Annotated in this window: 16 protein-coding genes; 11 read left to right on the top strand and 5 right to left on the bottom strand. The window is 48.0% G+C overall.

Going from position 1 to position 23,734, the window contains the following annotated elements:
* Positions 1-202: 202 nt before the first annotated feature.
* The 4 genes from pgm to glgB all read left to right on the top strand — a co-directional run bounded on the left by pgm (position 203) and on the right by glgB (position 7,076).
* Positions 203-1,846 (top strand): phosphoglucomutase (alpha-D-glucose-1,6-bisphosphate-dependent), encoded by a 1,644-nt coding sequence (pgm, locus tag CX664_RS13025; RefSeq protein ID WP_101747155.1) that lies wholly within the window; start codon positions 203-205, stop codon positions 1,844-1,846.
* A 169-nt stretch (positions 1,847-2,015) separates the two neighbouring features.
* Positions 2,016-3,263, top strand: a complete 1,248-nt coding sequence (gene glgC / locus CX664_RS13020; protein ID WP_276328485.1) for a glucose-1-phosphate adenylyltransferase — start codon at positions 2,016-2,018, stop codon at positions 3,261-3,263.
* Positions 3,253-4,710, top strand: a complete 1,458-nt coding sequence (locus CX664_RS13015) for a glycogen synthase (protein ID WP_180966488.1) — start codon at positions 3,253-3,255, stop codon at positions 4,708-4,710. The genes glgC and CX664_RS13015 overlap by 11 nt, the downstream gene beginning before the upstream one ends.
* A 137-nt stretch (positions 4,711-4,847) precedes the next feature.
* Entirely contained in the window at positions 4,848-7,076 is a 2,229-nt protein-coding gene (glgB, locus tag CX664_RS13010; RefSeq protein WP_244910660.1) for a 1,4-alpha-glucan branching protein GlgB, read from the top strand.
* A 45-nt stretch (positions 7,077-7,121) separates the two neighbouring features.
* On the opposite strand, the gene CX664_RS13005 is transcribed toward glgB, so the two are convergent.
* Positions 7,122-7,805: a DUF2726 domain-containing protein gene (locus tag CX664_RS13005; protein ID WP_163372784.1), complete on the bottom strand. Its 684-nt coding sequence runs from the start codon at positions 7,803-7,805 to the stop codon at positions 7,122-7,124.
* A 340-nt stretch (positions 7,806-8,145) separates the two neighbouring features.
* Positions 8,146-8,442 carry a cold shock domain-containing protein gene (locus CX664_RS13000; protein WP_269675240.1) on the bottom strand — a complete coding sequence of 99 codons (297 nt, stop codon included), beginning with the start codon at positions 8,440-8,442 and terminating at the stop codon, positions 8,146-8,148.
* 431 nt (positions 8,443-8,873) lie between these two features.
* Between CX664_RS13000 and CX664_RS12990 the strand changes: the two genes are divergently transcribed.
* The 7 genes from CX664_RS12990 (at position 8,874) to CX664_RS12960 (ending at position 21,183) form a co-directional block, all read left to right on the top strand.
* Positions 8,874-9,740, top strand: coding sequence for a cation diffusion facilitator family transporter (locus CX664_RS12990; protein WP_101747151.1), 867 nt, complete (start codon positions 8,874-8,876; stop codon positions 9,738-9,740).
* Positions 9,741-9,871: 131 nt separating this feature from the next.
* Positions 9,872-12,328, top strand: a complete 2,457-nt coding sequence (locus CX664_RS12985; RefSeq protein ID WP_101747150.1) for a coiled-coil domain-containing protein — start codon at positions 9,872-9,874, stop codon at positions 12,326-12,328.
* Between the two features lie 309 nt (positions 12,329-12,637).
* Entirely contained in the window at positions 12,638-16,453 is a 3,816-nt protein-coding gene (locus CX664_RS12980; protein WP_101747149.1) for an ankyrin repeat domain-containing protein, read from the top strand.
* A 494-nt stretch (positions 16,454-16,947) separates the two neighbouring features.
* Positions 16,948-17,988: a hypothetical protein gene (locus tag CX664_RS12975; RefSeq protein WP_145999988.1), complete on the top strand. Its 1,041-nt coding sequence runs from the start codon at positions 16,948-16,950 to the stop codon at positions 17,986-17,988.
* A gap of 318 nt (positions 17,989-18,306) precedes the next feature.
* On the top strand, positions 18,307-19,413 hold the full coding sequence (locus CX664_RS12970) for an ankyrin repeat domain-containing protein (RefSeq protein WP_180966486.1): 1,107 nt from the start codon (positions 18,307-18,309) through the stop codon (positions 19,411-19,413).
* Between the two features lie 223 nt (positions 19,414-19,636).
* The gene (locus tag CX664_RS12965; RefSeq protein WP_101747146.1) at positions 19,637-20,002 is read left to right on the top strand and encodes an ankyrin repeat domain-containing protein; all 366 of its coding nucleotides are present in this window, start codon (positions 19,637-19,639) and stop codon (positions 20,000-20,002) included.
* A gap of 134 nt (positions 20,003-20,136) precedes the next feature.
* Positions 20,137-21,183 carry a hypothetical protein gene (locus tag CX664_RS12960; protein WP_145999987.1) on the top strand — a complete coding sequence of 349 codons (1,047 nt, stop codon included), beginning with the start codon at positions 20,137-20,139 and terminating at the stop codon, positions 21,181-21,183.
* 146 nt (positions 21,184-21,329) lie between these two features.
* On the opposite strand, the gene CX664_RS12955 is transcribed toward CX664_RS12960, so the two are convergent.
* The 3 genes from CX664_RS12955 to CX664_RS12945 form a co-directional block, all read right to left on the bottom strand.
* Positions 21,330-21,854, bottom strand: a complete 525-nt coding sequence (locus tag CX664_RS12955; RefSeq protein WP_101747144.1) for a hypothetical protein — start codon at positions 21,852-21,854, stop codon at positions 21,330-21,332.
* Positions 21,855-22,039: 185 nt separating this feature from the next.
* Positions 22,040-22,729 (bottom strand): hypothetical protein, encoded by a 690-nt coding sequence (locus CX664_RS12950; RefSeq protein ID WP_101747143.1) that lies wholly within the window; start codon positions 22,727-22,729, stop codon positions 22,040-22,042.
* A gap of 461 nt (positions 22,730-23,190) precedes the next feature.
* Positions 23,191-23,734 (bottom strand): hypothetical protein (locus tag CX664_RS12945; RefSeq protein WP_219622180.1); only part of this gene is annotated, 544 nt, incomplete at its 5' end.

The raw sequence follows: 23,734 nt of genomic DNA, 5'->3' as shown, positions 1-23,734 counted from the left end.
TTATTCTTTCATAATAATGGGATTGGGGTAAATCAGTAATAAACGGCAATGCATCTTTATAGGATAGACGGTATCGTGAGCGTAATCACTTACAGACTGAATCGGGCAATTGCCTCGCATTTCCATGGCTGGCAAATATTGGTTCTGTTTGCTGTCAGTCAGCCAGGGCATTTTCTGCCATTTTTACTATTGAGGAACCGCCATGCACCCCCTCGCAGGCCAACCCGCAACCGATGATCTTCTGGTTAATATTCCCCGGCTGGTTAGTGACTATTACACGATACGGCCCGATCAGGCAGAAAGCAGCCAGCGTGTTGCTTTTGGCACATCAGGTCATCGTGGCACGTCTGCCAATGGTTCGTTCAATGAAGCCCATATTCTGGCGATCAGTCAGGCAATCTGTGAATATCGTCGTGTGCAGGGGATAGAAGGCCCAGTTTTTGTTGGCATGGATACCCATGCGCTGTCTGAGCCGGCGTTAATCAGTGCTGTGGAAGTGTTTGTTGCCAATGGCCTGGATGTCATGATCGATCAGGAGCGTGGCTATACGCCAACGCCGGTTATTTCCCATGCCATCGTTTCCTATAATCGCTGTCACAGCAAGCTGGCGGACGGGGTGGTCATCACCCCTTCCCACAATCCACCGGAAGATGGCGGTTTTAAATATAACCCGCCCCATGGAGGCCCGGCAGGTAGTGATATTACCGGCTGGGTGGAAAAACGGGCCAATGAGCTGATCGCTGAAAACCTGTCTGGCGTTAAAAGAATCGCTTTTGAACAGGCGCTCAGATCCGGCAAGGTTCACAAGTATGACTTCGTTACGCCTTATGTGAATGACCTGGAAAATGTGCTGGATATGGCGGCCATTGCCAACGCTAAACTGAGCATTGGTGTTGATCCTCTGGGTGGTTCCGGTTTGCACTATTGGGCACCTGTTGCGGATCGTTATGGTCTTGATCTGACGCTGGTCAGTAAAAAAATTGATCCGACCTTTTCGTTTATGCACCTTGATAAGGATGGCCGTATCCGTATGGATTGTTCATCCTCCTCCGCCATGGCCGGGCTGATCAACCTCAAAGATGACTTTGCCATTGCTTTTGGGAATGACCCGGACTTTGATCGCCACGGTATTGTGACCCGTGGTCATGGGTTGCTGAATCCAAATCACTATCTGTCCGTTGCCATCCAGTATCTTTATACCCACCGTCCGCAATGGTCACCAGAGGCGACTATCGGCAAGACGCTGGTTTCCAGTGCCATGATTGATCGTGTTGGCAATGGCCTGGGCCGTACTGTGACTGAAGTTCCGGTCGGGTTTAAGTGGTTTGTTGACGGTCTCTGTGCAGGCTCTATGGCATTTGGTGGCGAAGAGAGTGCCGGAGCCTGCTTCCTGCGCCGGGATGGTAATACCTGGTGTACCGATAAGGATGGTTTCACCATGGCGCTGCTGGCGGCAGAAATTACCGCCGTTACCGGGCGTGACCCGGGAGAGCACTATGAGGAGCTGACCCGAAAATACGGTGCTCCGGTTTATCAGAGGCTCGATGCTGTTGCCAATGATGCCCAGAAGAAAGTGCTGGCTGCATTAAGTCCGGAGCAGGTGAAAGCGGAAAAACTGGCAGGTGATCCCATCATTGCCCGTTTAACCCACGCGCCGGGCAATGGTGCCGCGATTGGTGGTCTGAAAGTTGTTACCGAGCGGGGCTGGTTTGCCGCCAGACCTTCCGGAACTGAAGCCGTTTATAAGATTTATGCTGAGAGCTTTGAAGGGAAAGAGCACCTTTCCCATCTGCAAAGTGAAGCTCAGGAGATTGTCGCCGAAGTCTTTAAGGCAAATGGCGTGTGACTTGGTACTCGCTACAGGTGTTCAGCTGAATCAGCGAAACACCTGAATACTTTGCCTGAAGCTGGCAATAGGGGTGTCGGCTGCAGGCAGCTGGGGGATTCTTCCGGGGGAATGGTGTATTCATCAGCCGGAATGGGTCAGGGATTGACCTAATTACTTTCAGATCATAATGCAGAAAACAGGAAAATCGACCATGGCGTCAGTCCTTTCCATGATCCTGGCCGGGGGGGTAGGATCGAGGCTTGCTCCACTCACGAGTGTAAGAGCAAAGCCAGCGGTTCCTTTTGGCGGGCAGTATCGAATCATCGACTTTGTGCTGAGTAATTTTGTGAATTCCGACCTTCACAAGATTTATCTGATTACTCAGTTCAAGTCGCACTCGCTGAGCAAACACCTGCAACGTTGCTGGCGAATTGCCGGTCTGGCGGACAAGTTTATTGATACGCTGCCAGCCCAGATGAATACCGGCAGTGACTGGTATCAGGGCACAGCGGATGCGGTGTATCAAAACCTGAATCACATCGAGTCGCACAACCCTGATCTGGTGTGTGTGTTTGGGGGTGACCATATCTACACCATGGATGTGCGGGATATGGTTCAGTATCACCAGCAGCACAGCGCTGACTTGACTGTTGCAGCGATTCCCGTACCGGTGGATCAGGCCCATCACTTCGGTATTATCGAGGTTGACGAGGATGGTCGTATGATCGGTTTTGCCGAAAAGCCTGTCGATGGGGTGAAGACCATTCCCGGAAATCCGGACTTTGTGCTGGCTTCAATGGGTAATTACGTGTTCACCACTGATTGTCTGGTGCAAGAGCTGCTGGATGATCATGCCAATGAAGGGTCTGACCACGACTTTGGCAAAAACATCATTCCATCCCTTTACCCACGGGCAAAAGTCATGGTGTATGACTTCTCCCAAAATAGGGTTCCCGGGGGCAAAAACAACGGCTACTGGCGCGATGTAGGTACCATTGATTCATTCTGGGAAGCGAACATGGATCTGCTGACCAGTGAACCGCCCATCGACCTGCATAATCAGGACTGGCCGATTCGTACCTATATTCCCCCCTATCCACCGGCCCTGATCGCTTTTGACCGTGAGGAGCGTAAAGGTCAGATCAACAACTCTATGGTGGGTGTGGGTTGCGTATTCTATGACATTTATATGCATCGCAGTGTGGTAGGTTACAACGTCAAAATTGGCGACAATACTCATATATCTGAATCGGTTATTCTGCCCAATGTCACCATCGGTGAAGACGTTGTATTGAACCGGGTTATTGTGGATAAGCGGGTAGAAATTGCACCGGGAACCCGCATTGGTGTAGATCGTGAAGAGGATCTTAAACGCTTCAAGGTCACTGATTCCGGACTGGTGGTTATTCCCAGAGGAGCAAAAGTTGGGTTCTGATTTAAACATTCTTTTTGCGGTATCAGAGCTGGCAGGTATTGTCAAAACCGGAGGGCTGGCCGATGTGGCCGGCGCTCTCGGACCGTGGATGCGCAAGCTCGGAAATGATGTCCGGGTGATTATGCCTGCCTACCGTCAGGCTCTGGAGGCGTTGGCAACAGATGTTGTCGGAGCTGGAGAGGTTTGTCTCGGCCCCTATGGCAAAATGGGTTTTGCCATAAGACAGGGAACGTTTGACGGTGTCCCTGTTTACCTGATTGAGCATAACCATTACTTTGACCGCAGTGGTCTCTACACCCATGAGGGTCAAGGTTTTGGTGATAACACTGAGCGGTTTGCCTTTTTTTGTAAAGCGGCACTTCAGGCCTGTCAGCTGTTAAGCTTTAAGCCGGACATTATTCATGGCCATGACTGGCAGTCAGCACTGTTGCCTTTCTACCTCAAAACCCATGAGTCTGGTAATGCTTTCTTTGCTGACACACGGACGGTCCTGACCATTCACAATGGTGCCTATCAACAACATACTGACCGTGCCTTATTAGGTGTGTTGGGGATCGATCAGCACTGGTATACTCCGGATTTCTTTGAAGACCATGGGCATATTAATCTGCTCAAGGGCGGCATTGCCTTTGCTGATAAAATCACTACGGTGAGTTCAAGGTATGCTGAAGAGCTGCAGACAGATCTTGGGTCTCATGGCCTTGCCCATATTATCGGGCGAAGAAAACAGGATTTTTCCGGTATTCTTAATGGCTGTGATTATCAGGCGTGGAACCCTGAAACGGACGCTTTGCTGCCAGCCAATTACTCCCTGCACGATCTGTCTGGCAAAGTGGTGTGTAAGCAGGCTTTACAGGAGCAACTGCAGTTACCGGTGAGCGCCGATAAACCTCTGTACGGGCTGGTCAGTCGCCTTGCCGGGCAGAAAGGTTTTGCTTATCTGATACCAGCCCTGTGGCAGTTTTTGCAGGATGATGTTCAGGTTGTACTCCAGGGCTCCGGTGACCGGATGATTGCCGCTGAACTGAGCCGACTGGTCAGTGCTTTTCCGGACAAATGTCGCTTTGTTGAGGCTTACGACAACCGTCTTGCGCATCTGATAGAAGCCGGTGCTGATTTCTTCCTGATGCCTTCATTGTTTGAGCCCTGTGGCCTTAACCAGATGTACAGCATGAAGTACGGTACCCTGCCCATTGTTCGGGCGGTTGGTGGGCTGGTGGACACCGTTAAAGGCTATAATTCAGCTGGCGGGGACGCAACCGGGTTTATGTTTGATTCGGCTGACAGTGATGCCCTGTTGCACTGTCTCAATCAGACCCATGCCGTTTATCAGAATGGGCAACTGATGAGCCGATTGATGGTTAATGCCATGAATGAGTCATTTACCTGGGAACAGTCAGCCCTGGATTACCTTGAGGTTTATCGGGCTGCAGTTGGCCAGCGATAAGCCCCGGAGTGGCTTATCTTGAAGGAAAAATGGAAGACTGAGGTGCTCAGTCTTCCAGACACAAGTTTTCCCTGTCTTCCCGGGAGTCCGTCTGATTTTGTCGACTGACAATTTTTGCACTGAAATAAAGCAACACTATGAATATCGCTGTATCTTCCAAAACATCATCAATGCCAAAGGCTGCCATAAAGCCTGTGGTATCGGATCTGGCTAACAGTCAGTGTGCAACTCCTTTTGATCAGCTGGGGTTGCATCCTCATCCGGAAGGAAAAGGTCTGGTCATTCGCACATGGCGTCCGGATGCAACAATGGTAGAGGTTTTTGATCACCGCACCGGCAAGTTACTTGGTGAGATGAGCCGCAATGAGGCCGGTGTGTTTGAGCTGCATCTGCCCAGAAGAAAAAAGCCGTTTCTTTATCAGCTGATTATCCATTGGGCTAATGGCCACAGCTTTTCGATTTATGACCCGTACTGTTTCGGGGAGTATATTCTTGCCCAGTCAGATATTGAGCCGGAAGGCCTCTATCGACACCTTGGGGCACAGGTGGTCTCCCATAAGATCAACAGCAAACTGAATATACAGGGTGTGTTGTTTAAAGTTTACGCGCCTTATGCCCGGTCAGTGAGTATTGTGGGAAGCTTTAATGGCTGGGATGACCGGCTCCATCCAATGGCCAGCGCAGATGATGGTATCTGGCGGCTGTTTGTGCCCGGCGTTCAGGCTGGCGACCAGTATAAATACGCTATTCGTGATTATCACGGCAATTCGCTGCCACAGAAAACCGATCCGTTCGCCCGCCATATTGAGCAGTGGCCCGGACTGGCCTCTGTCGTTCAGGGCGTCTACAGCTATGCCTGGCAAGACCAGCTGTGGATGAGTAAGAGAAAAAACAAGGCAGATAAAGAGCAGCCCTTTTCTATCTACGAAGTCCATGCGGGCTCATGGAAAAGAAAAGAGAACGGTGACTTCCTGAACTTTCGTGAACTGGCCGATGAGCTGATTCCCTATGTGATGGATATGGGCTTTACGCATGTTGAGTTGCTGCCAGTGTCGGAGCATCCGCTGTTTGATTCCTGGGGTTATCAGCCGGTTGGTCTTTATGCGCCCAGTAGCCGTTATGGTTCTCCGGATGATTTCCGCTATTTTGTCGATCAGTGTCACCAGAAAGGTCTCGGTGTCATTCTGGATTGGGTGCCTGCGCACTTTCCCAATGATGAGCATGGGCTGGCCAGGTTTGATGGCTCTTCACTTTATGAGCATCCGGATCCTCGTCGAGGTTGGCACCCTGACTGGCAAACCTGCATTTATGATTTTGGCAAGCCCTGGGTTCAGGACTTTCTGATCAGTAATGCCCTTTACTGGCTGGATGAATTCCATATTGATGGCCTTCGTGTCGATGCGGTTGCCTCCATGCTCTACCTGGATTACTCACGTGGTCATGGTGAGTGGGAAGCCAATATTCATGGTGGTAATGAGAATCTTGAAGCCGTCGCTTTCCTGAAGAAGTTCAATGAGAAGGTGCACGCTGCATTCCCGGATGTGATGACCATTGCGGAGGAGTCAACCAGCTGGCCTGGTGTGTCCACGGCGGTGGCAGACGGCGGGCTTGGGTTTGACTTCAAATGGAACATGGGATGGATGAACGACACGCTTGAGTATATGAAACTCGATCCTGTCTATCGCCAGCACCATCATGGGCAGATGACGTTCAGTACGGTTTATGCCTGGAGTGAAAATTTTGTTCTGCCACTGTCCCACGATGAAGTCGTTCATGGTAAGGGCACTATTCTGACCCGTATGCCCGGTGATGATTGGCAGCGGTTTGCCAACCTGCGGGCCTATCTGGCATTTATGTATGCGCACCCCGGTAAAAAGTTGCTCTTTATGGGCGCTGAGTTGGGTACCCATAACGAGTGGAATCAGAATGCTGAGCTGGACTGGGGCTTGCTGGACAATCCAGATGGTTTTAGTGTGGGGGTTCAGAAGTTGGTTAAAACCCTTAACCAGTTGCATGGCTCATTGCCTGCGATGTTTGAGCAGGATCTCAGGGCAGAAGGTTTTGCCTGGACCACCGGGGATGACAGTAGCCAGAGTGTGCTGGTGTTCCGTCGTTATGATAATGAAGGGAGCTCAGTACAGGTTATCTGTAACCTGACGCCGGTTGTTCGTGACGGTTATCGCGTGGGTGTTCCTGAGGCTGGTCGCTATTGTGAAATTTTGAACACCGATCATACCTGCTTTGGCGGCAGTGGTGTTTCAGCCGGTGAGCTGCTTGAAGCTGAGGAAATCCCGATGCACCATTTGCCATACAGTCTTGCCCTGACATTGCCGCCTTTGGCCACCGTGATCCTGAAGCGCTCCTGATCTGGATTCAGGGAACTGGCTACGTCTGGTAGCCAGTTCTGCTGATCACGAGTGAACCATTCTGGCACCTTTGCAGCTTGGGTAGGTGCTGCATACCCAGCACTCCAGGCCTGCCTGGGGGCCTTTTTTAAGCGTTCGCAGTCGCATGGGGCTGTGGCATTTGGGGCATTGTGGATCAACGATGGTTTCGACTTCGGCAATAGCTTCCCTTGGGGTCGGGAGCTCGTAATCAGGAGTGCCTTCCTCGGTAAATCCGCAGGTGGCGAGAACGGTACGTCGCAATTCGGTAACATCCCGCCAGGGCTTCATATCATATTCCAGTAACGGCAGTTCTGCCGCTGCACAGAGCTGGCGTAATAGCTTGAACTCTTTTGAGTTGGACTTTGTGTTGTAGGGGATCAGGTTGATCACACAACAGATTTCCATCTTTTTGCGGTGATAGAGCACAAAGTCAAATCGGCGGTTTTTTTTGATATTCAGTGCCATGGCGGTCCGGCTGAACCTGCCAGCTGCAAGAACGTCACCAACGGGCAAAGATGGCAAAACCATTAAGTGACTGCGAACGGCAATATCCAGCTGACCGAAAAAAGCACGCTTATCCTGGTCGAAAAGAAGGGTGTTGGTTTTGGCTTTGAAAGGGCTGAAAGTCAGCCATAGAAACCAGGCAATCGCTGCAATAACTACTATCAATGAGCCTGAAACAACGAGGGAAAAACTGTCCAGCAGCACTGCACTACCTTGTCTTGGATTTATGGGTCAATGAGATAAAAACATGGCTCTTTCAAAAGTGTCAATAATGGCCTCCCCATGAAAACGTATTGGAGAACGCGAAGACCTGTATGACTCATCATCGGCGATGCAGAAAGTGCACTTGTGGTTTTTAACCGGCATGGGTAGCCGGAAAAGAGCAGTCCTGATCAGCCAGACATTCTTTTTATAAAAGAGTGACTGGAAATAATAGCAACAAATATTCTTTTGTCATAATAGGTGTTTCTCCACAATGTGTAGCACTGTGGAGAGTGACACAAGACTATCTGGCAAAAGAGTATTCGGGTGGCTTAGCGCCAGTTTAAACCGGGAATGACTCTTCCTGAGTAGCACTCTGAGTGCTTTCAGTGCCATTGCCGTTATCGGGTACGACTTTCGTGGCGATGAGACCTTTGGGACCATGGCCAATCTCAAAGCTGACAACCTGGCCTGCTTTCAGTGTTTTAAAGCCGTCCATATCAATGACAGAGTAATGAATGAGAACATCCTGATTCTCTGTCGCTTCCTGCGCCTGGATAAATCCATACCCTTTGGGGTTATTAAACCACTTGACTGTACCTACCAGCATAGCTTCCATTTCCTTCTTGGTCGCTTCCATACAGCTTGAATCCTTAAATGTTACATTGAAGGAACTGCTGGGAAACTGCAACCCTTGTTGTTTTATTTTTTGGCATTTTTTTATGGTTCTTCATAAAAAGTGTCGTCCTTGCCACTTTGTTCCCTTTATCTATGTTGAAATCCATCTCGATAAATGGAGCTGAACCACAGATTTCCAGAAAAGGGAACTCACAATATAACATCATAAATTGTGCTTTTAATAGCCCTGTTCAGGCTTTATCTGCTGATGTATCTGGCTTTTTCAGGTTTTTATTGGTGGGGTAGTGTGCATGAAGCAACGTCTATGCTCATACACGCTGGTCAATAAGGTGCGACAGGTGACTTTTTATAGAGAGGAGGCTGTGGTTATTTTCAGCTGTATCAGCACAAAAGACTACAATTAAAACCTCTGAATTTGGTGAGTAAACCTCCATGGACCATCATAATGATTATGATTCCGTTGGTGATGGAAAGCTGATCCTTGCCCTGCTTATCAAGCTTTTCCTGAGTGGTGTTCAGGTTGTTGGGGGAAGCGTTGCCGGAAGCCTTTCCCTGATCGCAGACTCGCTGCATAACCTGGGTGATGCCGGTGCAATTCTGGTTGCTGTCATTGCCAGGCGAATAGGTTGCAGGTCAGCAGATAAACGCATGACCTACGGATACAAAAGGGCAGATATTCTCGGGGCTTTAATAAACAGTGTATTTTTACTGGTGGTGGGGGGGTATCTGATCTGTGAGGCCGCAGGTAAGTTTTTCTACCCCCGGGAAGTTGATGGCTGGATTGTGCTGTTGGTTGCCGGTGTTGCCCTTCTGGTTAACATCACGACATCGCTGCTGACTTTCAAGGCTGGAGCCAGAAGCGATATCAATATCAATGCGGTCTTTATTCACAGTGCTTCCGATGCGGTTGCTTCTCTGGTAGTCATCGTAGCGGGTGTGCTGATCATCAACTACCAGCTCTATATTTTTGATGTGATAGCCACCATCGGGATATCAGTCTACGTGATCTTTAATGGCGCGATTCTGTTGAGACGCTGCATTATTATTCTTATGCAGGGGGTTCCGGGCGGCATCGATATTGAGCAGATCAGGGCGGCCCTGGAAAGCATTGAGGGGGTAAAAAGAGTAGGGTGCCTGCACGTCTGGCAGCTGGATGATAAAAAGATCTTCTTTGAAGGCCGTATCCTTTTGAATGGCGCGGAGCCTGAAACGATTAAACGAAAAATCCGGGTGGCGTTACGGCAGCAGTTCTGTATTAATCATACGACTCTGGAAACAAAGAGCAGCCGTCGTATATAACATCAAAACCATGGCCTTTGGTGAGAAATTGTCACGAAATAATTAAATCGTCTAATCCAGGGCTTGAACTTTTTCATGTGGCAGCACTCTGAACTCCGATATTGAATCTTGGAGTCGAGGGGTAACCTGCTATGAATATGCCATCAATGCCTGCCCAAAGTACTGCTGTGTCCCAACCTCAATTGTATGGCGGTCATCAGGGCGAAAGTGCCAGCGCAGCCCCGGTAAAGTTTGATCGCTGGACCATCAGTTTAAGCGCGATTGACAGTTTCCTGCGGGGCAAGGGGCGTGAGGCGGTTGAGAATATCGCAGAGCGTATGTGCAGAAGGGCAGAGCACCAGCAAGGTACGAAATCCTTCAATTTGAGTAGCCTGAAAAAAGATTTTGGTGCCTTCGGGCTACCGGTGGATGACAGCCAGGGGCGCAGCAAAGAGCAAAAGGTCAAGATCGTTACTGGCCTGATCCTCAGGCTCCAGACTGAAGCAAGCAGTGGTAGTCCGGATCGGCCCTTAGGGCAGAGTTTTTGCGGCCTGATCAAAAAATCAGAAAGCTCCATCGCTGAAGGGGTGCAGCTGTTACTGGATGAAGTCAACGACCATTTTGCCACAGAGCCGACCACCGGGACTAAAGAAGCATCCCATGCAGGTGATGGTAACAAAATTGTCGCTGAAGACCATGGCTTGCCAGAATTCAGTGGCCTTCCTGCCAGGCAACCCGACCTGGCTTATCAGCCTGTTAACCTGCCGTCATCGTCTTTTGCGATGGCTGATCCAGCACCAACGCCATCAGCTCCACCGCCCTCTTATGATGCCCTGTCAGTTGAGACTGGAACAAAGTTAGCCAATTTGAGTGATCATATGGATCGATTGATGAAGGATTCGTGGGGGGATAATAATCAGATAACAGCGTGTCGAAATCACATGCATTGGATCAAGGGAGAACTGAACAATTTAAAACCGTTGGGGCTTCAACATTTTCCCGGAAAATTCAGAGAGGTCAGTAAGCAGTTTGAGGAGCTTCAGGTAAAGGATTTTCATCATCGTTTGGATGAGCTGGAAGATAAGCTGGAAGGGGTCAACATGGGGAGCAGCAAGGATATACAGTCAATTGAAAGGGACATTACACAGTTATCCAAACGCTTCGATGAATTAGCTCTTGTAGGTTATGAAGAGCGTTCACGACTGGTAGAGCGCCAGGTAGCATTAAGTAACCAATTGGTCGAAGTAAAAGGGCATTTCAGGATTCACAATGACATTGAATCATTAGCCACTGACCTTAAAGATTTAAAATATAGAGACTTGCCTGATTCTGACCAAATCATCAAATTCTTTAATCATATAGAAGACAGTTTAAGCAAAATAGGCAAGTTGATTGGCCGCCTGCCTGCAGGATCTAAACGAACTGAATTGTTAGAGCAAGAGAGTAAGCTTAGGAATTCATTAAATGCCAGTAAAGAAACAGTTATGCAGCAGAAGCTTGAGAGTATAGAGCAGTTAATAAAAACTCAGGAAAATAATAATGAGAACGGTGTTGCCCTAGAGAAAAAAATGCTTGAGCAAGCTGGCAAACACTTACATGATCTCAAAAAATTAATGGACAGTTTGAAGATGGAGGAGCAAGCGAGTGTTAAGTTAGATGACCTAGAGGTCAGGCTGGCAAAGTTAAAGCTGGCCAATGTGGGTGAGCCGGTATCGGTATCAAAAGCAAAATCCTTAAATACTGGTCTAGCAGGCAACATTATCGACAATCTCGAAGCTGCTGATGCTTTGATTACTGCTTCAGAAAAAGACCCGTATGGCTTTGATGAAGAGTGTGCATCGGAAGCAAAGGGGTATCTTGATAAGGCAAAAGCTCAGTGCGGGAAATTATGTGGCAACAAGGATCAACTAAATCATTTAACGGATACACACCGTGATTTGTGCAATAGGCTGCAGAAAATAGAAGAAACAAAAGGAAAGATTGTTCAGGAAAAAGTAGAAAAACTCTTCAAAAAAGCGCGTAACACTATAGGCTTTTTCCGGGGTCGCCCAAGAGAAGAGATAAAAAAAGAGGTGGAAGAAATGAAGAATCTTTTTGATCAAGCAAGAAAGGAGCTTGAAGGATTGAGCGGCAGTAATTATGACACTATAGGAAAAGGGCTTCGTGCTGATTTCGATGATTTGCAAGAACTGCTAAAACCATACAAGGATAATATAAGCGATAGTCAAAAAGCTACTGCCACAAACAGTGAAGATAAAAATAAGATAGATCGTCTAAAAAAAGAGTTTGATGATTACTGGAAAGTATATGGATCCAGGTCTTCTGATCTGGAGCTAGAGGTTCTAAAATGTTCTGGTTTAGACCACCCTATTGAACAACGCATAGCTAAAAGGGAGGATCTTAGGGGATTTTATGAAAATTCATTAAAAACAGCAAAAGTACTGAGGTTTGAAAAACTCCCTAGCGTACTAGGTTGTGAAAATGAGCGTCAGATTCTTACTCACAATATTGACCATATGACAACGCAGATGGAAGTTATGAAAAAAGAGATCAATCGGCTTGAGCAAGAAAAGGCCCGGGAAAAACGGTCTGGTTGTAAGCAATCCTGAATTCAGACCTTCATAATGTTTTGCTATGAGACTTGGTTTGTTTTACAAAAAATGGTACTCGGTTAAATATGTGGATAGAGTAAAACCGGACTGAAAGTCTAGTCCGGTTTCATACAACAAGTAATATGTTTTATCAAAGTAAAATGCCATCTCGGTGAGCAGTCATTTTCAAGAAAAAAGGCTTCAGACTAGAGGGTATGCAGCGCCGTCTTTGCTGTAATGAGCAGTGACCCGCGAAATCTTTCATACTTGAGTATTAATACAAATATCCAACGGCTATGGCCGTAACTAAATCCATTGTGGCTTGGCATGCTACCAATGAATACATCACCTTACACTGCCCAACAGGCCAGCCTGTCCGGTGCAGGCTATACCGCTCCATCTGACGTTAGAAGCCCTGTAAGGCCAGTAACCCCTCCTGTCATAAGCGGGTCCATTGAAAGGATGGATTCGGGTGCAGGCCAATCGATCGCAACAAGAGATTTACGAAAGGCTTTATATGCAGAGACTTTCAACCTGGGATTATATCAACATGGTGACACCGAAAGCACCATTCATCTCCCAGATAACAAGGACAAAAAGACACCCTGCCCATTAACACGAACAAGCAGAAAGCCCACCGCCAGCTCCCCTGTCTCTGACACGATCAAACATGAAGACCGGTCAAACCCTCTGAATGCCCCCCCGATACTGGCCGCCTGTCACTATAACCGGGTTTCCTTGTCAGACCACTTGCGTTGGGTACCCCCCCTTTGTGTTGCTGCCGAGGAAGGGCATGAGAAAGTCGTGGACGAGCTGCTAACTGCTCTAGGTAGACTGCCTGAGGATAAAAAGCCTTATGGGTCTATTATGGCTGTTTTAAATAGTGCCGACAGGTGGGGGAGGACCCCGCTCCACCTGGCTGTCTGGAGAGGGCATGACAAGGTGGTGGCGCAGTTGCTAAATGCTCTGGATAGGCTGCCGGAAACCGAAAGGTGTACAGCATTTCATGAGCTTTGGAATGCCAAAGACACTCATGGCATGACCCCTTTCGAGAGTGCTATCCAAAAGGATGACTGGAACATTCTGAATTTGCGACTGAAATTTGCTACGAAGCTACTTCACTTGGCTGCGAAAGAGGGCAGAATTGAGCACCTGAAACTGTTGTTGCTGAACTGCCCTGGCATTCGGGTGAATTCGAAGGATGACGATGGCTGTACGCCCTTGCACTTCGCTGTCAGCGGCTACAACGGCTTATTATCTGGCGACTACCTCTCATGCGTCAAAGAGTTACTGAGAGTCCCCGGTATTCGGGTCAATGAAAAGGATAACGATGGCTTTACACCCTTGCACTTCGCTGTCCATAACTGCTATGGCTACGACTTCTACAGCAGCGCCTTATGCGTCTTATTGTTACTGAGAGTTCCCGGTATTCGAGTCAATGAAAAGAACAATGATGGCTGTACGCCCCTGTACGCTGCTGCCTTTAACGGCCAAACTACGTGCGTCACAGAGTTACTAAATGCCTTCGGTATTCTGGTCAATGAAAAGAATAACGATGGCAGGACGCCCCTGTATGCTGCTGCCCTTAACGGCCAAGCTGAGTGCGTCAAAGAATTACTGAACGCTCCCGGTATTCTGGTCAATGAAAAGGATAATGATGGCAGGTCGCCCTTGTACGCTGCTGCCTTTAACGGCCAAGCTGAGTGCGTCAAAGAATTACTGAACGCTCCCGGTATTCTGGTCAATGAAAAGGATATTGCAGGCTTTACGCCATTCTGCGCTGCTGCCTACTACGGCCAAGATGAGTGCGTCAAGGAGTTACTGAACGCTCCCGGCATTCTGGCCACAGAAAAGAATAACGCCGGTTGGACACCTCTGTATTGCGCAGCCAGAAAAGGCTGGCCGACTTGCCTGAAATTGTTGATTGCTAACAAAGCAATAAAAATCACGCTTCTGGACGCTGCTCAAAACGGAGAAACCAAGGTTTTGGCTGATATATTACGCCCCCTGAATAGACTGAAAGAGCCTTCAAAGTCTGAGACCATTATGTTAGTTCTGAATGTGGCTGATCGGGATGGTAGGACTCTGTTGTGCCGGGCTGCACAATCCGGACACAAAAAAGTTGTAGACTTGTTCCTTGATGGTCTGAATGGTCTTTCAGAAGACAAAAAGGCTGAAGCTACAATTTCGGTGCTGAGTGCGGCAGACAGATTCGGCAGAACACCGTTTTATATGGCTGCTGCTTTTGGCCACGATAAGATTATTACCGAGTTGCTGGCTGCTTTGCATAGACTGGAATACGCAGAGTTACCGCTTTCTCTTTGGTGGGCAAAAACAGGGGTGGCAATCGCTGATTTGGTAAACACTGCTGATCTGTTTGGGAAAACACCTGCCTCGCAAGCTCGCGCTCGCGGGCATTTCAATATCGTATGGATTCTGACCAGAGCAGCTTTCCCATATCAAGTTTACACAGTTGAAAAAGATCTCCTATCTTCTAGATGTAGAAAAGTGGATGAAACAGGGGGTACACAAACTGACCTCGAGCTTTTCAACGATGACCTTATGCGCCTGAATACATTGCCAGAAGCAGCGAGGCTGAATGCTGTAATGGCAGTGCTTCATCATGCCAGAGAAGACGAGCTATTGGAGCTGGATGTGTCTGGTCTGGAAAGTTACGACACGCTAGTGGTTAAGATACTGGCAACCATGAGATGGCTGCCAGAAGCACCAGAACGCGTATCAAGGAATTATGCAATCCTCAGGCTTATCGATTATATCTGTGAAGACGGTGAAACCGGGCCTTCCTATACCCGACTGGCCAGAATAGGGCAGGAGCGGATAGCAGAAGTACTGAATGCTTTCCCCATCTTGAGTGCTGCCCGGAACGGGCAAACAGCCATTGTCGCCCGGATACTGAAAATTCTGGAGACCTGGCCTGAATCTGAACGATGTCAGGCAGTCACTACAGTACTGACTATCTCCAACAAAAAAAGGCAAACAGCGCTCCACGTGGCTGCCCAGAGCGATCAACGGGAGGTTTTGGCGCAATTGCTGAATACCCTGGTCAGAATGGCGGAACCTGAAAGGACTGTTGCAATCCAGAAGGTGATGCATGCCGTAGACGCACATGGAGCAACACCGCTGTATTGGGCTGCTTTCAATGGGCATCACGAGGTTGTGGGGCAATTGCTGAATACTCTGGACAGAATGACGGAACCTGAAAGGACTTATGCAATCCAGAAGGTGATGCATGGCGTGGACGACGCACATGGAGCAACATCGCTGTATTGGGCTGCTTACAATGGGAATCACGAGGTTGTAGGGCAATTATTGAATGTTTTGGACAGGCTGCCAGAAAAAGACAGACTAAAAGCCTTCACTCCTATGGTGAATGCTGCCGACCAAAAAAGGGCCACCGCGCTTCATTGGGCTGCTTACCATGGGGATCATATGGTTGTGGCGCAATTACTGAATGTTGTGGGCAGTCTGCCAGCAACAGACAAGCTTAAAGCTTTCACTACAACGGTGAATGCCGCTGACCAAATAGGGGCTACTGCGCTTCATTGGGCAGTTTTCAGAGGCCAGTGCAGCGTTGTGAAGCAATTCCTGAATTTCCTTAATACTGCGAATAACTTCCCGGAAGCAGAAAAAATTCCTGCCTTCGCAGCAATGGTATGTGCGGTCGACACACTCAATAGAACGCCACTGTCCGCAGCTGTCGATAATGGCCAAGGGGAAATCGTGGATCAGCTGATTCAAGCCTTCCCGCTCTTGGATGCTGTCCTGGGCGGGCATAGCCAAAGTGTGGAGCAGTTAATGCAAGTGTTAACAGCGTTACCGAGAGAGAAAAGGGGGGCTGCCATTATGGCGGTGCTGAAGCAGGTCCGGCCAGAAGACGGAGCAACACCGTTATATATTGCAGCCAGTCAGGGTAATATCGAAATAATGAAACCTTTGTTGGGCGCTGTAACTATTCTCCTGGCCGATGGAAACCGCAAAGGAGCCAGAGAAGTGCTGTACTCTGCCTGCAAGGTTAAAGAAGAGGATGTGGAGATAACCCCGCTCAGAATCTCTGCCATAAACCGGCATGATAAGGCTGTGAATTTGCTATTGGAGAAAATACGGGAGTTATTTATTGCATAATAAATGTCGTTTAAAAAGCGGCTATCACCATCGCTTGGAAATAATTAAACCGTCTAATCCAATGTTTGAACTTTAACTTGTGGCAAAACTCTGAACTCTAATGTTGAACCTTAGAGTCGAGGGGATAACTGGCTATGAATATGCCATCAATTCCTGCCCAAAGCACAACTGTGACCCAACCTCAATGTCATGGCGATCAAGAGGGAGAAAGCGCCAGCGCAGCCCCGGTAAAGTTTGATCGCTGGATGATCAGTTTAAGCGAGATTGACAGTTTCCTGCGGGGCAAGGACCATGAGGCGGTTGAGAGTATCGCAGAGCGTATGTGCACAAGGGCGGAGCACCAGCAAGGTACGAAATCCTTCAATTTGAGTAACCCGGAAAAAGATTCTGGTGCCTGCGCTCTACCGGTGGATGACAGCCAGGAATGCAGCCAGGAGCAAAAGGTCAAGAACGTTACTGGCTTGATCCTCAGGCTCCAGTCAGGAGTGCACCAGTTGCTTGATGAAGCCAACGGCCATTTTGCCAAAGAGCCGTTCACCGGGACTAAAGAGGCATCCCATGCAGGTGATGGCAATATCGTGGCAGAAGACGGTGGCTCAATGGGCTTCAGTGGGCTCCCTGCCGGTCAACCAGATTCGGCTTATCAGTCTGCTACACTGCCTTCATCGTCTTTTGCGACGGCTGATTCAGCGGCAACGCCGGTAGCTCCAACGACCTCTTATGATGCCCTTTCGCATGAGGCTGAAACAAAGTTAGCGTATTTGAGTGCTCACATGGAACGATTGATGGGGGATCAGTGGGGGGATGGTCAGATAACAGAGTGTCGAAATCAGATGCAGTGGATCAAGGGAGAGCTGAACAGTTTAGAAACGTTGGGGCTTAAACATTTATCTGGAAAATTCAGGGAGGTCAGGAAGCAATTTGAGGAGCTACAGGTAAAGGATTTTCATCACCGTTTGGATAAGCTGGAAGAGGCCGTCAACATAGGGAGCAGCAAGGATATACAGTCCATTGGACGCGACAATAGTGAAAAACGAGTATTGGAAGCAATGGGGGCTCGGTTTGAGCAAGCAAAATTAGAGCTGGCTGAGCTTCATTCTCAGTTCAATGAATTGAAAGAAAAACTACAACCCTGCAAGGGTAATATCAGTGATAGTCAACAAACAGCTACAAACAGTGAAGTTAAGAATAAGATAGATCCTCTTGAAAAAGAGTTTGGTGATTACTGGAAAGAATATTTTCGCAAGTCTAAATATCTGGAGGAACAGTTTCTGCAATGCTCCAACTTAGACCTCCTTAGAGAGCAACACTTGGGTAAAATGATGGAGCTTAGGGATTTCTATCTTCAGTCATCAGAAGCAGCAAAAGTACTGATCATAAAATTCGTTGGTATACCAGCCTATGAAAATGAGCATCTGATGCTTAACAGGCATATTGAACATATGCTTACGCAGATCGAAGTTCTGAACAAACAGATCTATCAACATGAGCAGGAAGAGAACCGGGAAAAACGATCTGGTTGTATGCAATCCTGAATTCAGCTCTTGATGAGGTTCCGGTGTGAGCATCAGTTTGTGGTTCAAAAATCGGTAACGGGTTAACTGTGTGGGTAGAGTAAAATCCGGGCTGAAAATCCAGTTCGGTTTCATGTGGCCGGTGTCTTATTTATCGTAGTAAAAAAGCCATCTCTGTGGGCGTCATTTGTCAAGAAAACAGCTTCATTCGAAAGGGTATGCAGCGCTATCTTTGCGGTAATAAGCAGTGTCCAGCGAAATCTTTCATGCTTGAGTATTAAAACAAATATCCAACGTTTATAGCCGGAACTAAATCCTCTGTGGCTTGTCATGCTAGCCATGAATACGCCACCTTACACTGCCCATCAGGCCGGGTTGTCCGGTGCAAGCTATACCGATTCATCTGACGACGAGAGCCCGTTAAGGCCAGCAACCACCCCTGCCATAGTCGGGTCCAGTGAATGTATGGAGTCGGGTGCTGGCCAATCGATCGAAACAAGAAATATTCGCCCCCTGGATAACACCAGTAATTATGTAGACCGGTCAAAGCCTCTGAATGAAGCCCCGATACTGGCTGCTTGTCGCAACAACCAGATTGACTTGTTACAGGATTTTCTGGCGGCAGAACCGGCGTTGGCTTACCGGGCAGCACCATCAGTTATAACGGACAAGGATCGGGTATACCTATACCCCCTCGGTGTCGCTGCCCAGGAAGGGCATGAGAAAGCCGTGGAGCAGTTGCTGACTGCTCTGGATAGACTGCCCGAGGGAAAAAGGCCCGGTGGTGGTTCCATCATGGCCGTTATCAATACGGCTGACCGATCGGGGAGAACTCCGCTCCACCTGGCTGCCTTGGGAGGTCATATCAAGGTGGTGGAGCAGTTGCTGAAAGCTGTAGAAAGGCTGCCGGAAACCGAAAGGCCCGCAGCCGTTCAAAGGCTACTGAACGCTACTGACGATGGCGGGCAGACCCCGCTCCAGCTTGCCAGGCAACAAAACCACCAGAAAGTCGCGGTTTTGCTGCGGGATGCTCTGCAGAAACCGGCACAAACAGCAAGGCTTGATTCCATCATTCCAGAGGCCTTTGATCAACCTTGTTCAAGCAAGCTTCCGGCAGCTCAACCAGGTACATCGAAGAATGAGACTTCTGAGGTTTCTGCACAACCCCTGCACCGGGTTGCGAAAGAGGGCAACATTGAGAGCTTGGCACGATTGTTAATGACCACTCCTGACATTCTGGTCAATGAGAAGAATAACAATGGCTGGACGCCCCTGTTTGCAGCTGCCCGTTACGGACACGCTGAGTGCGTCAAAATTTTACTGACCGCCAAGGGGATGAAAATTATCCTATTAAAATCTGCGCTGGACGATCAAACAATAGTTCTGGAGCAGATACCAGGAGGCTGTCCGAGAATAGCGCCCGTAGCGAGGACGGCAGAAAATTGAGGATAAAAATTCGGTTTTGTGAGGTGAATAGCGGGGCTATTTGCCGAACAAAAGCGGATTTTTAGACCAATTTGCTGTCGCCGCACGACTGCATGGATGCAGGAGCTAGAGCAACGCAGGAGCAGTTGCCGCGTAGGGCAGTCTATTCTCGGTCAGCCTCTCCTACTAGTTAGTTGCTTTGATTAGACTGACTAGCGCTGTAACGTGTGCAATTGAAAAAAGAGTGAGGCCATGGGCAATCGCTGCTCTGGTAAACGCTGCCGATTTGTTTGGGAAAACACCTGCCTCGCAAGCTCGCTCTCGCGGGCATTTCCAGATCGAAAAGCTGTTGACCAAAGCCTTACCGCTGTATATTGCAGCCAGTCAGGGAAATATCGAGATCATGAAGCCGTTGTTGGACGCTGTCTCAACGCTCCTGGCCGATGGAAAGCGCAAAGAAGCCAGGGAAGTGCTGTACTCTGCCTGCGAGGTTAAAGAAGAGGTTGGAACCCTGATGGTGATAACCCCGCTCAGGATCGCTGCCATAAACCGGCATGATAAGGCTGTGAATTTACTATTGGAGAAAATACGGAAGTTATTTATTACATAATAAATGTCGTTTAAAGAGCGGCTGTCACCATCGCCTGGAAATAAGTAAATCGTCTAATCAAATGTTTGAACTTTATCTTGTGGCAAAACTCTGAGCTCTATTGTTGAACCTTAGAGTCGAGGGGATAACTGGCTATGAATATGCCATCAATTTCTGCCAAAAGCACAGCTGTGTTCCAGCCTCAATGTCATGGCGATCAAAAGGGAGAAAGCGCCAGCGCAGCCCCGGTAAAATTTGATCGCTGGATGATCAGTTTAAGTGAGATTGACAGTTTCCTGCGGGGCAAGGACCATGAGGCGGTTGAGAGTATCGCAGAGCGTATGTGCACAAGGTCGAAGTACCAGCAAGGTACGAAATCCTTTGGCTTGAGTAACCTGGAAAAAGATTCTGGTGCCTGCGCTTTACCGGTGGATGACAGCCAGGGATGCAGCCAGGAGCAAAAGGTCAAGAACGTTACTGGCTTGATCCTCAGGCTCCAGTCAGGAGTGCACCAGTTGCTTGATGAAGTCAACGGCCATTTTGCCGAAGAGCCGTTCACCGGGACTAAAGAGGCGTCCCAGGCAGGTGATGGCAATAATATTGTGCCAGAAGACGATAGCTGGCCAGGATTCAGTGGGCTCCCTGTCGGTCAACCCGATTCGGCCTATCAGTTTGCTACTTCAGAAAGGCTGGAAAATGAAGAACAGAAAAGAGAGTTTATCCAGAAAAAAGTCAAACAACTCTTCATTAAAGCACGTATTGCTATGGATTTGTTTCCTGCTCGCCCAAGCGAAGAAGAGCTAAGAGATGTGGAGGCTCTGTTTGAGCAAGCAAGATTGGAGCTAAAAGAAATGGAGGCTCGGTTTGAACAAGAAAAATCAGAATTGGCAGAGCTTCATTCTCAATCCAATAAAGAGCTTTATTTTCAATTCAATAAATTGAAGGAAAAATTACAACCATACAAGGATAATATCAGTGATAGTCAACAAACTGCTGCTTCAACAAGATGGAGAGCTGGGAACTTCTCATGTTACACAGGCTGGAGAGCTGGGAACTTCTCATGTTACACAGGACTTTATGAGACGAAGAGGTTCTTGAAAGGAAAGCCTTATTTAATGAGGACAGTGCAGCATTTACCTCCTCCCGGTACCAAAATATCCAGACAAGAACCGCATCGAGATGCAGATATGACTTTCATGTGACAAAATAATCATCTGTAGTGGATCAAGCTCGAAAAATTACCTGACAGGAATCAAGGATATGAACGATTAGAGATTACAACGGGTTCCGGTATGCATTCCCACGAGGCGTCGTGGGAGCAAGGCATTTACCCATGTACTTAAGTAAACTATTTTTGCACTGATTCCAGCTTTTTGTTGAATTGTTGCAGCTCGGAGATTTTTTGATCAATTGTTTCGCTTTTGTTATGGCTGGCGGATCCGGAGAGAGTAGAGAATGTGTTGTTTATCATCTGGAGATCTCCCATTATCAAGTATGCTCTGCCACTCATCGATAATGCATTGAATTCTGACAAGTTCTGGTCGATGGGGGTGGAAAGCAGGTTATTAGCTGCTTGCATCACCTCCTCCAGATTGTTTAAGAGCTGATCAGTATCACTTGCAAGCCAAGGAAGCGCCAACGGATAGGCAACATTCTCCTTCTTGCCAGATTGCGTGTCCTGATTCCCAACAGGCAAAGCCACGGCTCTTTCCTGAAGGGAAGGGCCTGTGCTTTCTGACGGGCATTTAGAACATTCATTACCAGTAGTACTGGGTTTAACCTCCTTGTCACCAGCCTGGCCGATTTGTTTATCTCTTGATAGTGGAACATATTCTGCAAGAGCGGTAGTACTGGTTTGCGGTAGGTTAATCATTCCTGCTTTCCTCTTTGACTGAGTTAAGACGTGGGATGCTGTCCAGGTGAAGCTTTATGCTCTCCTGCTCTCTCAGACTCCATGGGGGCTGGTGGCAGTCAGAACAGCGTCAGGTTATATCTTTAACAGCGGGCTGACCGATGTGATCGAAGATTTCATGGCCAATCAAAAATAACGTTCTTATTTTATTTGTCATCTAATTCATACGCTGATTTCAGCCTTGAAACGTATTGGTTCAGCTCGGATATTTTTTGTTCGATTGTTTCTCTGTCGCCGCGGAAATTGGGGTGAAGATGATGGAGATGTCCCAGTGAAGTGAGTGCTATGCCAGTCATTAGGTGTGCATCACGTTTTGACCAGTTTTGGTCAGGGGGGTAGGAAAGTACTTCAGTAGCGCATTTCAGTACCTCATCCCGCAGGGCGGTAGTTGCAGGTACACTATCGTAACGTTTAATCGTTTTTTCAGAGCTGCTAGCCTTGGAATTATTTTTGCCTGATATTGAAAGTGAACTAGTGTCGGGTATTTGTATCTCATTTCTGGTTTTGAATGTAGTGTCGTACACTGGGTGCAAACAACCTGACTCATTCAGCTCGAGTAAGTTGAAATAAGTATCAGCTAACAAGTCGAATTCCATGAAAGGAGAGTCAGCAATCACCCTGAGCCGTGTGAAACGATCCCCAAAAAACATGGCAACGGTTCTTTCCTGAAGAGAATAACCTGCGATTTCTGGCGGGCATTCAGAATATTTATTGTCAATATCACTGGGTTTAACCTCCCTGAGACCAGCAAAAGCCTGGGCGAATGACTCAGACTCTTTTGACGGCGGAACATCGGTTGATGGAGCTATAGTACTGGTTGGAAGTAGGTTATTCATTTCTGTTTCCTGTGAAGGCTGGGTAAAACCTTATGCCCTTCTGTTGTCAAACCGGTCTGGCAGTAGTCAGAAAAGCGTGAGGTTATATATTCAAAAAACGAACTGAACAATGTGATTGAGGACTCCATGGCTGATATGCTCAAGATTCTTTGCAAGCTTTGAGGCGTATGAATTTGAGATTTAGTTATTTTTCGATTTTGGACTAATAAAACAGGAAATAGTTCAAATGACCCGTCTGAATGCTCAAGAATTGACAGAACTTCCAAAAGCCAGAAACCAGTAGTATCAAAAAACTTTCGTATTTGTCAGGTTTCAAACTCAGTTCGTTCTGAGTGCTGAGCTTGACGAAGTGTCAAAAGCGTGAACTCCAGGCTAATGCATTGTGCCTGGCACCCTTCGACTCCGCTCAGGATGAACGGAGATCAAGGTGAAAGAAATCACAGTGGAATGGATTAAACAGCTTATTGCTGATTACAGGCCTCTTCCATCATTGGTTGAATATTTTCTAAGGTGGTCATTTTCTCCCCATTGGGTACGAAGATAATTGCCTCGTCAAGAGCGCCGATATATCGTCCCTGGTACTCTGGAATCTTGCAGGCATTAAAATACATTTGCAGGTGTTGGTGAAAAATTGCACTCCCTGTAGCATTGTTGGTGTGCGTTGGCCTTTCGCCGATAAATAGTACAGGCTTGGTTGTGCCCCATGCCCTGAGTATTTGATAATCATCGAGATGTTCTTGCGAGAAATATTCTTCAAGCGCTGGCAAATATGTCGGTAGGGGTGGCCAGCTGATTACCAGAAAATCGGATCTATGCTGATATTTCACCACTGTATCGAGTGAGTTTTCATTCCGCACAGCTATCGGTGGTGAAGCCGCAGCCGGGTGTTGATAATTGCTGTGGTTGTCACTTACCACCATCCTGAAACCATACTTTTTCAGAAAGTAAGAGAGATACCCCTTACCTCCAGGGCGGTTGCACCTAGTGTACGATAGTTTATATTTT

This window comes from Endozoicomonas acroporae (assembly GCF_002864045.1).
Lineage (GTDB): Bacteria > Pseudomonadota > Gammaproteobacteria > Pseudomonadales > Endozoicomonadaceae > Endozoicomonas > Endozoicomonas acroporae.
This window is presented reverse-complemented; position numbering and strand designations above follow the sequence as displayed.

Excerpts from the sequence above, each read along its gene's own strand:
- pgm (WP_101747155.1), top strand. The coding sequence starts at position 203 with ATGCACCCCCTCGCAGGCCAACCCGCAACCGATGATCTTCTGGTTAAT.
- glgC (WP_276328485.1), top strand. The coding sequence starts at position 2,016 with ATGCAGAAAACAGGAAAATCGACCATGGCGTCAGTCCTTTCCATGATC.
- glgB (WP_244910660.1), top strand. The coding sequence starts at position 4,848 with ATGAATATCGCTGTATCTTCCAAAACATCATCAATGCCAAAGGCTGCC.
- CX664_RS13000 (WP_269675240.1), bottom strand. The coding sequence starts at position 8,442 with ATGGAAGCGACCAAGAAGGAAATGGAAGCTATGCTGGTAGGTACAGTC.
- CX664_RS12990 (WP_101747151.1), top strand. The coding sequence starts at position 8,874 with ATGGACCATCATAATGATTATGATTCCGTTGGTGATGGAAAGCTGATC.
- CX664_RS12985 (WP_101747150.1), top strand. The coding sequence starts at position 9,872 with ATGAATATGCCATCAATGCCTGCCCAAAGTACTGCTGTGTCCCAACCT.
- CX664_RS12980 (WP_101747149.1), top strand. The coding sequence starts at position 12,638 with ATGCTACCAATGAATACATCACCTTACACTGCCCAACAGGCCAGCCTG.
- CX664_RS12970 (WP_180966486.1), top strand. The coding sequence starts at position 18,307 with ATGAATACGCCACCTTACACTGCCCATCAGGCCGGGTTGTCCGGTGCA.
- CX664_RS12960 (WP_145999987.1), top strand. The coding sequence starts at position 20,137 with ATGAATATGCCATCAATTTCTGCCAAAAGCACAGCTGTGTTCCAGCCT.
- CX664_RS12955 (WP_101747144.1), bottom strand. The coding sequence starts at position 21,854 with ATGATTAACCTACCGCAAACCAGTACTACCGCTCTTGCAGAATATGTT.
- CX664_RS12950 (WP_101747143.1), bottom strand. The coding sequence starts at position 22,729 with ATGAATAACCTACTTCCAACCAGTACTATAGCTCCATCAACCGATGTT.